Source organism: Brevibacillus sp. HB2.2 (genome assembly GCF_013284275.1).
GTDB lineage: Bacteria > Bacillota > Bacilli > Brevibacillales > Brevibacillaceae > Brevibacillus > Brevibacillus brevis_D.
Genome location: NZ_JABSUV010000035.1, coordinates 30,718 through 43,621, shown reverse-complemented (window position 1 = coordinate 43,621; position 12,904 = coordinate 30,718). Strand labels below are relative to the sequence as shown.

Annotated in this window: 12 protein-coding genes and 1 other annotated feature; all 12 genes read left to right on the top strand. The window is 48.2% G+C overall.

Annotated elements, in window-relative coordinates:
* The first annotated feature begins 194 nt into the window (after positions 1-194).
* Positions 195-344 carry a 50S ribosomal protein L33 gene (gene rpmG, locus HP401_RS33085; protein WP_003392018.1) on the top strand — a complete coding sequence of 50 codons (150 nt, stop codon included), beginning with the start codon at positions 195-197 and terminating at the stop codon, positions 342-344.
* Positions 344-592: a preprotein translocase subunit SecE gene (gene secE / locus HP401_RS33080; RefSeq protein WP_012683970.1), complete on the top strand. Its 249-nt coding sequence runs from the start codon at positions 344-346 to the stop codon at positions 590-592. The genes rpmG and secE overlap by 1 nt, the downstream gene beginning before the upstream one ends.
* 45 nt (positions 593-637) lie before the next feature.
* On the top strand, positions 638-1,174 hold the full coding sequence (gene nusG / locus HP401_RS33075; RefSeq protein WP_012683971.1) for a transcription termination/antitermination protein NusG: 537 nt from the start codon (positions 638-640) through the stop codon (positions 1,172-1,174).
* A gap of 187 nt (positions 1,175-1,361) precedes the next feature.
* Positions 1,362-1,787, top strand: coding sequence for a 50S ribosomal protein L11 (gene rplK, locus HP401_RS33070; protein ID WP_005828886.1), 426 nt, complete (start codon positions 1,362-1,364; stop codon positions 1,785-1,787).
* Positions 1,788-1,876: 89 nt separating this feature from the next.
* Positions 1,877-2,560 (top strand): 50S ribosomal protein L1, encoded by a 684-nt coding sequence (gene rplA / locus HP401_RS33065; protein WP_012683972.1) that lies wholly within the window; start codon positions 1,877-1,879, stop codon positions 2,558-2,560.
* Positions 2,561-2,602: 42 nt separating this feature from the next.
* Positions 2,603-2,766, top strand: a sequence feature (ribosomal protein L10 leader region).
* 24 nt (positions 2,767-2,790) lie between these two features.
* Complete coding sequence (rplJ, locus tag HP401_RS33060; RefSeq protein ID WP_012683973.1) at positions 2,791-3,306, top strand: 50S ribosomal protein L10; 516 nt, start codon at positions 2,791-2,793, stop codon at positions 3,304-3,306.
* A gap of 55 nt (positions 3,307-3,361) precedes the next feature.
* Positions 3,362-3,724, top strand: a complete 363-nt coding sequence (rplL, locus tag HP401_RS33055; RefSeq protein WP_007716218.1) for a 50S ribosomal protein L7/L12 — start codon at positions 3,362-3,364, stop codon at positions 3,722-3,724.
* Positions 3,725-3,826: 102 nt separating this feature from the next.
* Positions 3,827-4,423, top strand: coding sequence for a class I SAM-dependent methyltransferase (locus tag HP401_RS33050; protein WP_173606576.1), 597 nt, complete (start codon positions 3,827-3,829; stop codon positions 4,421-4,423).
* A 309-nt stretch (positions 4,424-4,732) separates the two neighbouring features.
* Positions 4,733-8,272 (top strand): DNA-directed RNA polymerase subunit beta, encoded by a 3,540-nt coding sequence (gene rpoB / locus HP401_RS33045; RefSeq protein ID WP_172143225.1) that lies wholly within the window; start codon positions 4,733-4,735, stop codon positions 8,270-8,272.
* A gap of 29 nt (positions 8,273-8,301) precedes the next feature.
* Entirely contained in the window at positions 8,302-11,928 is a 3,627-nt protein-coding gene (rpoC, locus tag HP401_RS33040) for a DNA-directed RNA polymerase subunit beta' (protein ID WP_173606575.1), read from the top strand.
* A 138-nt stretch (positions 11,929-12,066) separates the two neighbouring features.
* Entirely contained in the window at positions 12,067-12,321 is a 255-nt protein-coding gene (locus HP401_RS33035; protein ID WP_012683977.1) for a 50S ribosomal protein L7ae-like protein, read from the top strand.
* A gap of 123 nt (positions 12,322-12,444) precedes the next feature.
* Positions 12,445-12,879: a 30S ribosomal protein S12 gene (rpsL, locus tag HP401_RS33030; RefSeq protein ID WP_012683978.1), complete on the top strand. Its 435-nt coding sequence runs from the start codon at positions 12,445-12,447 to the stop codon at positions 12,877-12,879.
* The last annotated feature ends 25 nt before the right edge of the window (positions 12,880-12,904 follow it).

Genomic DNA, 12,904 nt, shown 5'->3' with positions numbered 1-12,904 from the left:
TCAAGTCATTTTGTTTGACATGGGTATTTCGGTATGATAAATTTATTTAGGTAGCCATAGACTCTTATCTCTCTGTTCTATGGTTACTTAGGTGAATGAAATGGTCTGGAAAAAGTAGCGGTTTTCCCGTACTATTTATCATCGGGGTACTTTTAACTAATAGCAGGTTTGAAATGAGATGGAGGTGGCAATAAATGCGAGTAAACATCACGTTGGCGTGCACCGAGTGTGGCGAGCGTAACTATATCTCCACAAAGAACAAGCGCACCACTACTGAACGTGTTGAACTGAAAAAGTATTGCTCCCGTGACAAGAAGCAAACCCTTCATCGCGAGACGAAGTAATGGTTGATGCGACGAAGTCAGGGGGTGGCAAAGTGGGTTTTTTATCACGAATTGGAGCCAGTTTTCGCCGTACCGGTGGTTTTTTTAGTGACGTAATGTCCGAGCTAAAGAAAGTCCGTTGGCCCAACCGTAAAGAATTGACGACCTATACACTCGTTGTTCTCGTCACGGTTGTGCTCCTGGCAATATTCTTCTTCGTCGTTGATTTGGGTATCTCGCGCTTGATCGATTTGATTCTAGGAACGTAATTATGCAAGTCTTAGGAGGGACGGACGGTTATCGTCCTGTTGGATATGGAAAAAGCATGGTATGTACTTCATACGTACTCAGGTTACGAAAACAAGGTAAAAACAAATCTGGAGAAGCGACTCGAGTCGATGGGCATGGAAGACAAGATCTTTCGCGTTCTTGTTCCCACTGAAGAAGAGGTGGAAACCAAGGATGGTAAAAAGCGCACCGTCACGAAAAAAGTGTTTCCTGGATACGTCCTTGTTGAAATGGTGATGACGGACGACTCTTGGTATGTCGTGCGCAACACCCCTGGGGTTACCGGCTTTGTCGGATCCACGGGTGCTGGCTCTAAACCGACAGCGCTGCGTCCTGAAGAGGCCGATACGATTCTCAAGCAAATGGGAATCGAAATTCCCAAGATCAGAGTCGATTTTGCTCTCCGCGATATGGTGCGCGTCACAGATGGTCCGTTTTCCAATCGCACCGGGGAGATTATCGAGATTTACCCGGACAGGCAGAAGGTTCGCGTGTTGGTGGACATCTTCGGTCGCGAAACACCGGTAGAGCTAGACTTTACACAAGTTCAACAATTGGATTAGGATTCAACTTGAAAAGTATCGCGCTATGTGGTACATTTCATTTTGTTTTAACAATCCCACAAAACTAATTTGGGGTTTCTTGCACTCTCACTATAGATCGAAAGTCTGTTACATACAGACTTTCAAAAAACGGTGGGAGGGGGCATTCCCCCGTAATAACCACATGTGAAGTAAGGAGGTGTGTTACGTGGCTAAGAAGGTTATCCGCGTAATTAAATTACAAATCCCAGCAGGTAAAGCGAATCCTGCACCTCCAGTAGGTCCGGCTCTCGGTCAAGCTGGTGTAAACATCATGGGATTCTGTAAAGAATTCAATGCTCGCACTGAAAGCGAAGTAGGTATGATCATTCCGGTGGAAATCACCGTGTTTGAAGACCGTTCTTTCACTTTTATCACAAAAACTCCTCCAGCTGCAGTTCTGTTGAAGAAAGCTGCTGGTATTGAGTCCGGTTCTGGCGTACCAAACAAAACAAAGGTTGCTACGCTGAAGCGTGATAAAGTTCGTGAAATCGCAGAACTGAAGCGTCCTGACCTGAATGCTGCATCCGTTGAAGCGGCTATGCGCATGGTAGAAGGTACAGCTCGTTCTATGGGTATCGTAATCGAAGACTAATTGTCTTGAGTGCAAGGGGGCACAGACGTTGTGCCCCCCTGTCTGTGGGAGGATCAACCGCTACGACCACATTGAAGGGAGATTTAATCATGGCGAAAAAAGGTAAGAAATATCAAGATGCTGTAAAGCTCGTTGATAAAAACAAAGTATACGAAGTAGTTGAAGGCGTTGAGCTGGTTAAAAAAGCAGCTACAGCTAAATTCGACGAAACCGTTGAAGTAGCTTTCCGTTTGGGCGTAGATCCTAAGCGTGCTGACCAACAAATTCGTGGCGCAGTTGTATTGCCACATGGTACTGGTAAAGTACAACGTGTTCTCGTATTCGCAAAAGGCGAAAAAGCAAAAGATGCGGAAGCAGCTGGCGCAGACTTCGTAGGCGATGCAGACATGATCGCAAAAATTCAAGGTGGCTGGTTCGACTTTGACGTTGTAGTAGCTACTCCTGATATGATGGGTGAAGTAGGTAAATTGGGTCGTGTACTCGGTCCAAAAGGCCTGATGCCAAACCCTAAAACCGGTACAGTTACTTTCGATGTAACCAAAGCGGTTAACGAAATCAAAGCAGGTAAAATTGAGTATCGTGTAGACAAAGCGGGTAACATCCACGCTCCTATCGGAAAAGCATCCTTCGATGCTGACAAACTGGTAGAAAACCTGGCTGCTCTGACTGAAGCACTGAACCGTGCGAAACCAGCTGCTGCTAAAGGTGTTTACATGAGAAACGTAACCCTGAGCTCCACTATGGGCCCTGGCGTACGTGTAGCTGTAAAATAATGACACTTGACTTCCTTTACGGGAGTTGTTAAGATAGTCCCTGTTGATGAAAAGAATATGCCGTAGACAGAAGGTGCGGTGCTTGTGAGAGTAACGCTTAATACCCCTCCGAGGCGTGTAATGTACGAATGAGGAAACGCTGTTTTCCTTTGACGATATAGCATTATGCCCTCGTGAGTCTGCGAGGGCATTCTTCATTTTCTAGGATTAGAGCACGGGAGGTGTAATCAATGGCAGAAATTCGTCCAACCGTTATTCGTGAAGAAAAGGTACAAGCGATCAACGAAATCGCAGCTAAGCTTCGCGAAAGCCAAACTACAGTGGTAGCTGACTACCGCGGTCTGACAGTAGCACAAGTAACTGAGCTCCGTAAGCAATTGCGTGAAGCTGGTGTTGAGTTCCAGGTGTTGAAAAACTCCCTGACTCGTTTGGCTACTGAGAAGGAAAGCCTGACTGAACTGGATCAATATCTGACTGGACCAAACGCTCTGGCGTTCTCCAAAGACGATATCATCGCTCCAGCGAAAGTTATCGCTGAATTCGCTAAGAAAAACGACAAGCTGGAAATCAAGGGTGGCGTTATCGAGGGTAAAGTAGTTGATGCTGAGCAAATTAAAGCTCTGGCTTCCCTGCCGAACCGCGAAGGTCTCTTGTCCATGCTTCTTTCCGTCCTGCAAGCTCCAATGCGCAACGTTGCACTGGCAGTCAAAGCAGTGGCAGAACAAAAAGAAGGTCAAGGCGCGTAATCGTCTGATCGGTTAATGTTTTACAAATACTATTCCTTGAATGGAGGATTTACAAATGTCTAAAGACCAAATCTTGGAAGCCATTAAAGGCATGTCCGTTCTCGAACTGAACGATCTGGTAAAAGCAATTGAAGAAGAATTCGGTGTAACTGCTGCTGCTCCTGTAGCTGTAGTTGCTGGTGGCGGAGCAGAAGCTGCTGCTGAGCAAACTGAGTTCACTGTTAACCTGGTAAGCGGCGGCGCTTCCAAAATCAACGTAATCAAAGTTGTTCGCGAGCTGACTGGCTTGGGTCTGAAAGAAGCAAAAGACCTGGTAGACAACGCTCCAAAAACACTCAAAGAGGGCGTTTCCAAAGACGAAGCAGAAGCCCTCAAAGCAAAACTCGAAGAAGCTGGCGCACAAGTAGAAGTAAAGTAAGTTAGCTTCCTTTAGGATATCCCCTTGCCTGCGGCAGGGGGATTTTCTGTAAGCTTTTGGTGTTAGATGTTTTCTTAAACGATGAGGAAGGGTGAATCACACGTGGCAGACCATTACTATACCAATCAACCGGGCGCTGCACATGATGAACAGCAATTTACGTTCAAACTCCGTGGTAATGAATTTCGTTTCATAACGGATGCTGGCGTTTTTTCCCGAGACCGGATTGACTTTGGAAGTGTATTGCTCATCGAGAACATGGAAATTAACAGTCATGCACGTGTACTCGATGTGGGATGCGGGTATGGTCCGATGGGATTGACGGCTGCCAAGCTTGCTGATCATGGTCGGGTGACGATGATCGACGTGAACGAGCGTGCGGTTAACCTGGCTCGTCGTAATGCAGAAGCAAATGGAATAAAAAATGTTGAGGTTCGAGTGAGTGATGTCTACAGCGGCGTGCAAGGTGAGCAGTTTGATGTCATTCTAACCAATCCGCCGATTCGTGCGGGTAAGGAAATCGTTCATCGCATTTTTGTTGAGGGATACGACCTGTTGGTAGAAGGCGGAGAAATGTGGGTTGTCATTCAGAAGAAGCAAGGCGCCCCATCTGCATTAAAGAAGCTGCAGGAAGTGTACCGCGAAGTAATAGAGGTAGATCGGGAAAAAGGCTATCACATATTCAGGGCTATCAAATAAGCAAGAAGAAATCATTAGAAAAGTTTTCTTGACGTGAATAATTGATTGTGATAGTATTATAAAATGTCAATATGGGATAAATGTCTATTTTTCAGCAATTCCCTGTCCATCAAGCGTTTCTACTTTTTTCCTGAGATAGGAATGTTTGGATGAAAACATGGGAATTCTTTTAAAATAGAGTTTCTCTGGGTTAAAAATGGTTGAAGCTGCTTTAACCCATTTTTATTTTTAGGCATTCGAATGCGACTGAAAGAAGTTGCCGAATGCCGAGTTTCTATGTGTGAAAACACAACCTGAGGGGTGAATAAGTTGGCAGGTAAAGTGATTCAAAGTGGCCGACACCGCCAGCGTCGTACGTATTCACGTATTAACGAAGTGCTGGGCCTTCCAAATCTCATCGAGATTCAACAAAAGTCCTACCAATGGTTCCTTGATGAGGGGCTCCGTGAGATGTTCCAAGACATTTCGCCAATCCAGGACTTCACAGGTAATCTCGTGCTGGAGTTTATCGACTACAGCTTGGGAGAGCCGAAGTACGATGTTGACGAGTCGAAAGAACGTGACGTCACCTATGCGGCGCCTCTGCGTGTGAAGGTACGTTTGTTGAACAAAGAGACGGGTGAAGTGAAGGAACAAGAAGTATTCATGGGGGATTTCCCGCTCATGACCGAAACGGGAACCTTCATTATTAATGGTGCTGAGCGCGTAATTGTCAGCCAGCTTGTTCGTTCCCCCAGTGTATATTACAACACCAAAGTGGACAAAAACGGCAAGCAGACGTTTACAGCTACAGTAATCCCGAACCGGGGTGCTTGGCTGGAGCTGGAGACCGATGCGAAGGACGTTATTTATGTCCGCATCGACCGTACGCGAAAAATCCCGGTAACGGTTCTTTTGCGTGCGTTGGGCTTTGGTTCCGACATCGAGATTCTCAACTTGCTGGGTGAAGATGAATACATCAAGAACACGCTGGAAAAAGACAATACGGATTCTACGGAAAAAGCGCTCATCGAAATCTACGAGCGTCTTCGTCCAGGTGAGCCACCAACAGTCGAAAATGCGAAGAGCCTCTTGATCTCTCGTTTCTTCGACCCTAAGCGCTATGATTTGGCTTCTGTTGGTCGATATAAAATGAACAAAAAGCTTCATTTGAAAAACCGTCTGTACAACCAACGTCTGGCTGAAACGTTGATCGATACGACAACAGGTGAAATTTTTGCCGAAGCAGGTCAAATGATTGACCGTCGTGTGTTGGAACGTATTGTGCCAGCTCTGGAAGGCAGCATCGGATTTATCGACGTTCGCACGCATGGCGGCGTTCTGGAAGATGAAGCAATCCATCTGCAATCTATCAATATTTTTTCTCCGATTGAAGATGGCAAGATCATCAAAGTAATCGGAAACGGAAATGTAGATAAGTCCTTCAAACATATTACGCCGGCGGACATCGTATCGGCGATCAACTATTTCATGAACCTGCTGCACAGTGTAGGCTCCACAGATGATATCGACCACTTGGGTAACCGTCGTCTGCGTTCCGTAGGTGAACTGTTGCAGAACCAGTTCCGTATTGGTCTGTCCCGTATGGAGCGTGTGGTTCGTGAGCGCATGTCCATCCAGGATCAAAACCAAATTACACCGCAAGCTCTCATTAACATCCGTCCAGTGATTGCCTCGCTGAAGGAGTTCTTTGGTAGCTCGCAGTTGTCCCAGTTCATGGATCAAACGAATCCATTGGCTGAGCTGACGCACAAACGCCGTCTGTCCGCACTCGGACCTGGTGGTTTGACGCGTGAGCGCGCGGGCTTCGAAGTGCGCGACGTTCACCATTCCCACTACGGTCGTATGTGTCCAATTGAGACGCCAGAGGGACCAAACATTGGTTTGATCAACTCCCTGTCGTCCTTTGCACGCATTAACGATTACGGATTCATCGAAACGCCGCGTCGTAAAGTAGATCCAGAAACAGGCTTCGTGTTGACTGATATCAGCTACTTGACTGCTGATGAGGAAGACGTGTTCAACGTGGCACAGGCGAATCAGCCACTTGATGAAGATGGCCGTTTCGTAAACGACATGGTAATCTGCCGTCGTAAAGGTGAGATCTTGAGCGTACCGCGCGACAAGGTAGACTTCATGGACGTATCGCCGAAGCAGGTTGTATCCGTTGCGACAGCGCTGATTCCGTTCCTCGAGAACGATGACGCCAACCGCGCACTGATGGGTTCAAACATGCAGCGGCAGGCCGTTCCGCTTTTGATTCCACAAGCACCGTTTGTTGGTACGGGTATGGAACATAAAGCAGCGCAAGACTCCGGGGTGGCGATCGTTGCCAAGCATCCGGGTCAAGTTGAGCGCGTAACGGCTCGCGAAATCTGGATTCGTCGTTACCAAGAAATCGACGGCAGAAAAGTTGCTGGCGATCTCGATAAATACAAAATGCACAAGTTTATCCGTTCCAACCAAGGTACCTGCATCAACCAGCGTCCAATTGTAAGCACTGGAGACTGGATTGAAAAAGGCGATATCGTTGGGGACGGCCCATCCACTGAAAAAGGTGAATTGGCTCTCGGTCGTAACGTAATCGTTGCGTTTATGACGTGGGAAGGATACAACTACGAAGACGCGATTCTTCTAAGTGAAAAACTTGTAAAAGATGACGTGTATACGTCTATTCATATTGAAGAATACGAGTCCGAAGCTCGCGACACCAAGCTGGGTCCAGAGGAAATCACTCGCGATATTCCAAACGTCGGGGAAGATGCTCTGAAAAACCTGGACGAACGCGGTATCATCCGTGTTGGTGCGGAGATTCAGGACGGCGACATTCTCGTTGGTAAGGTTACACCTAAAGGGGTTACTGAGCTGACAGCAGAAGAACGCCTCCTGCATGCCATCTTCGGTGAAAAAGCTCGTGAAGTTCGTGATACATCCCTGCGCGTACCGCATGGTGGTTCCGGTATCATCGTAGACGTAAAAGTATTTACGCGTGAGAATGGCGACGAATTGCCACCAGGCGTAAACCAACTCGTTCGCGTTTACATCGCCCAGAAACGGAAAATCTCCGTGGGTGACAAAATGGCCGGTCGACATGGTAACAAAGGGGTTATCGCCCGCATCATGGCGGAAGAAGATATGCCGTTCCTGCCAGATGGTTCTCCAGTAGAGATCGTACTTAACCCGTTGGGCGTACCTTCGCGTATGAACATCGGTCAGGTATTGGAGACTCACTTGGGTATGGCAGCGAAGCTTCTGGGTATCCACGTAGCAACGCCGGTATTCGACGGTGCACGTCAGGCAGAAGTATTCGAAACGTTGGAAGAAGCAGGTCTGGATCGTGACGGAAAAACGATCTTGTTTGATGGTCGTACTGGTGAACCGTTTGATCGCCGTGTAACAGTTGGTTGTGTATACATGCTGAAACTGGCTCACTTGGTTGACGATAAAATCCATGCTCGTTCTACTGGTCCTTACTCTCTTGTTACGCAGCAACCATTGGGTGGTAAAGCTCAATTCGGTGGACAGCGTTTCGGGGAGATGGAGGTTTGGGCATTGGAAGCATACGGTGCTGCCTACACCTTGCAAGAAATTCTTACTGTCAAGTCGGATGACGTCGTGGGCCGCGTGAAAACGTACGAAGCGATCGTTAAGGGCGAAAACGTTCCAGAACCAGGTGTTCCAGAGTCCTTCAAGGTATTGATCAAGGAACTGCAGAGCTTGGGTATGGACGTGAAGATTCTGTCCGGTGACGAGCAGGAGATTGAAATGCGTGAAATGGAAGATGAGGATGAAGGTAACGGTGAAAAACTGAACCTCGTTCTCGAAGGCGGAAGCTTGAACGAAGAGTAAGATTCCGGTACCAAGGGAGGTAACGCCCTGTGATTGACGTGAACAACTTCGAATATATGAAGATCGGCTTGGCTTCCCCCGATAAGATCCGTTCGTGGTCTTTCGGGGAAGTGAAGAAGCCAGAGACGATCAACTACCGCACACTGAAACCGGAAAAAGACGGCTTGTTCTGTGAACGCATCTTTGGACCAACCAAGGACTGGGAATGCCATTGCGGTAAATACAAGCGTGTTCGTTATAAAGGTGTAGTGTGCGACCGTTGTGGCGTGGAAGTAACCCGCGCCAAAGTACGGCGTGAGCGTATGGGGCACATTGAACTGGCTGCCCCAGTATCTCACATCTGGTACTTCAAAGGGATTCCAAGCCGTATGGGCTTGGTGCTCGACATGTCCCCTCGTTCCCTGGAGGAAGTAATCTACTTTGCTTCTTACGTAGTTACCGATCCAGGTGACACTCCTCTCGATAAAAAGCAATTGCTCTCCGAAAAAGAGTATCGCAATTATCGTGAGAAATACGGCCACTCCTTCCAAGCGATGATGGGAGCAGAAGCGATCAAACGCCTGCTTGCAGAAATCGATCTGGATAAAGATGTGGAAACGTTAAAAGAAGATTTGAAAACGGCACAAGGCCAGCGCCGCAACCGTGCGATCAAGCGTCTGGAAGTGCTCGAGGCATTCCGCAACTCCGGTAACCACCCGGATTGGATGGTTCTCGACGTATTACCGGTTATCCCGCCAGAGCTTCGTCCAATGGTTCAGTTGGATGGTGGACGTTTTGCCACTTCCGACCTGAATGACCTGTACCGCCGTGTAATCAACCGTAATAACCGTCTGAAGCGCTTGCTCGAACTGGGTGCGCCTGACATTATCGTACAAAACGAGAAACGCATGCTGCAGGAAGCAGTAGACGCGCTCATCGACAACGGTCGTCGTGGACGTCCGGTAACAGGACCAGGTAACCGTCCTTTGAAATCTCTCAGCCACATGCTGAAAGGTAAACAAGGTCGTTTCCGTCAAAACCTGCTCGGTAAGCGTGTTGACTACTCCGGTCGTTCCGTTATCGTTGTAGGACCTAACCTGAAGATGTATCAGTGCGGTTTGCCTAAAGAAATGGCACTGGAGCTCTTCAAGCCGTTCGTGATGAAAGAGCTGGTTTCCAAAGGCCTTGCTCACAACATCAAGAGCGCAAAGCGCAAGGTTGAGCGCGTTCAGCCAGAGGTATGGGATGTTCTCGAGGACGTTATTCGTGAGCACCCGGTACTGTTGAACCGTGCCCCCACCTTGCACCGTTTGGGTATCCAGGCGTTCGAACCAGTTCTGGTTGAAGGCCGTGCGATCCGTCTGCATCCACTCGTTTGTACAGCGTACAACGCGGACTTTGACGGTGACCAAATGGCGGTTCACGTTCCGTTGTCTGCTGAAGCGCAGGCGGAAGCCCGTATCCTCATGCTGGCAGCGCAGAACATCCTGAACCCGAAAGACGGTAAACCAGTAGTAACACCATCCCAGGATATGGTGCTTGGTTCTTACTACCTGACGCTAGAGCGCGAAGGCGACAAAGGCGAGGGTACGATTTATCGCGATCCTCACGATGCGATTGCCGCTTATCAGCAAGGCTTTATCAGCTTGCATACGCGTATCGTTCTGCCAGCGAAACGCCTGAACAAAATCAGCTTTACTGAGCGTCAAGAGAACGCGCTGATCGTAACGACAGTTGGGAAAGTGATTTTCAACGAGATTTTCCCTGCTGATTTGCCGTTCATTAATGCGCCAACTCGAGCTAACCTGCAAACGATGGTTCCAGATGAGTGCTTTATTTTTGATAAAGGTACGAATGTTTCTGAGTTCATTAAGAACCTCCCTGATCCAGGGGCTGTAAAAAAAGGCTTCCTAGGTACCATTATTTCCGAGTGCTTCCGCCGCTTCGGTACGATGAAAACGTCCATGATTCTCGACAGAATCAAGGAACTGGGCTTCACGTACTCGACGAAAGCAGGTATCACGATTGCCGTAGCGGACATCGCGGTACCAGGAAAGAAAAAAGACATCCTTGACGCTGCAGATGAGAAGGTAGCAACTGTTATGACGCAATTCCGTCGCGGTTTGATCACCGAGGACGAGCGCTATGACCGCGTTATTTCCATCTGGTCCAAAGCGAAGGATGAGGTAACAGAAGTTTTGATGAAGTCCATGGATAAGTTTAACGCGATCTTCATGATGGCGAACTCCGGTGCCCGTGGTAACGTATCCCAGATCACTCAGCTGGCTGGTATGCGCGGTCTGATGGCGAACCCATCCGGTCGAATCATCGAGTTGCCGATTAAATCCAACTTCCGTGAAGGTCTGACGGTATTGGAGTACTTTATCTCTACGCACGGTGCGCGTAAAGGTCTCGCCGATACGGCCTTGCGTACAGCGGACTCGGGTTACCTGACTCGTCGTCTGGTGGACGTTGCTCAAGACGTGATTGTACGCGAAACCGATTGTGGAACAGATAAAGGTATCCGTGTAACAGCGATCAAGGATGGTAAAGAAGAAATCGAGAAGCTATCTGACCGTCTGACAGGACGTACTTGCTTCGAGACTTTACGCCACCCTGAGACAAAAGAAATCATCGTGCACCGCAATGAGGAGATCTCTGAAGAGGTTGCCGAGTATATCGAAAAAGTTGGAATCACTGACGTTTACATCCGTAACGTACTTGCTTGCCGCACCAGCCACGGTGTCTGCAAACTGTGCTACGGACGCAACCTGGCTACAGGAGCCGAGGTGGAAGTGGGAGAAGCAGTCGGTATTATCGCTGCACAATCCATTGGTGAGCCGGGTACCCAGCTGACCATGCGTACCTTCCATACCGGTGGGGTTGCGGGAGACGATATTACCCAAGGTTTGCCGCGTATTCAAGAGTTGTTTGAGGCGCGCAATCCGAAAGGGCAAGCAGTCATCTCCGAAATCGATGGTGAAGTTATTGATATTCGCGAAGGGAAAGATCGTCGCGAGATCGAAGTACGTGGAGAAGCGGAGAACAAAGTGTATGCAGCACCGTATGGCTCGCGCATCAAGGTTTCTGTTGGTGTCAAGCTGAATGCTGGTGACGAGCTCACAGAGGGTTCCGTAGACCCGAAAGAAATGCTCAAAGTTCGCGGTATGCGCGGCGTTTCGAACTACATCTTGCAAGAGGTACAAAAAGTTTACCGTATGCAAGGGGTAGAAATTAACGACAAGCACGTAGAGGTTATGATTCGTCAGATGCTGCGCAAACTGCGCGTTATCGACAGCGGAGATACAGACCTCTTGCCAGGTTCCTATGTTGAGGTTCCTGAATTTGAGCAAGCGAACGCAAAAGTTCTCATGGAAGGCAGAAATCCAGCAGTGGGTCGTCCGGTTCTTTTGGGGATCACCAAAGCATCCCTCGAAACCGACTCCTTCCTGTCGGCAGCATCCTTCCAGGAAACGACTCGCGTTCTTACCGATGCAGCAATCAAAGGAAAAGTCGATCGCTTGCTAGGTTTGAAAGAGAACGTTATTATCGGGAAGCTGGTTCCAGCAGGTACTGGTATGTCACGTTACCGCAATGTAAAAGTTGCTAGTCAAGTAGATTACGAAGCAGAGCTGGAAGCAGCGAAAGCTGAGCAAGAAGCAGTTTCTGTAGAGTAATGGCGGGAAAAGCGCCCATCACCGATTGGTGGGCGCTTTCCTAAATAAAAAATATCAAAAGGGCGTTGACAATAACTAGCCCACCTGATATTATATTCAAGTGTGCCTGACATCTGTACTTTGGAGGATATGAGAATCATGTCTTATGAAAAAGTCGAGCGGGCCAAGGACTTGACAATCGGCATTAAGCAGACGATCAAAGCTGTTGAAAGCCAACAGGTAGAAGCAGTGTATATCGCTGTTGATGCAGATAAGCGTTTGACCCAAAAAGTCGAGCTCCTTTGCAAAGAGAAGGGTGTTCCAGTCATCCATGTAGATTCCATGTATCGCTTAGGCAAAGCGTGCGGAATTGAAGTGGGAGCGGCTACTGCTGCGATTAAAAAAAGTGGTTAACGATGTTTTTGTCCGTGGCTTACACGTTGCGTAATGATGGACAAGGACTTTCTATTTGACCTAAAAATGACTCACCTGGATCTGTGGTCTTGAAGATTGGGTATTAAGAAGGGAGGTAACATCATGCCTACAATTAACCAATTGGTGCGTAAAGGTCGCGAGGATAAGGTAGTGAAGTCGAAGTCCCCAGCTCTTCAAAAGGGGTACAACAGCTTCAAGAAAAGCCAAACTAACCAAAGTTCTCCTCAAAAACGTGGTGTTTGCACTCGTGTAGGTACCATGACTCCGAAAAAACCGAACTCCGCGTTGCGTAAATACGCTCGTGTGCGTTTGACTAACGGAATCGAGGTAACAGCTTACATCGGTGGTATTGGCCACAACCTGCAAGAGCATAGCGTCGTGCTGGTGCGCGGCGGTCGTGTAAAAGACTTGCCAGGGGTACGCTACCATATCGTTCGTGGTGCTCTTGACACTGCTGGTGTGAACAACCGTAAACAAGGTCGTTCCAAATACGGTACTAAGCGTCCGAAGCCAGGTCAAGCAGCAGCGAAAAAGTAATAAAAAAACGCCTGTGAAGTGGCGT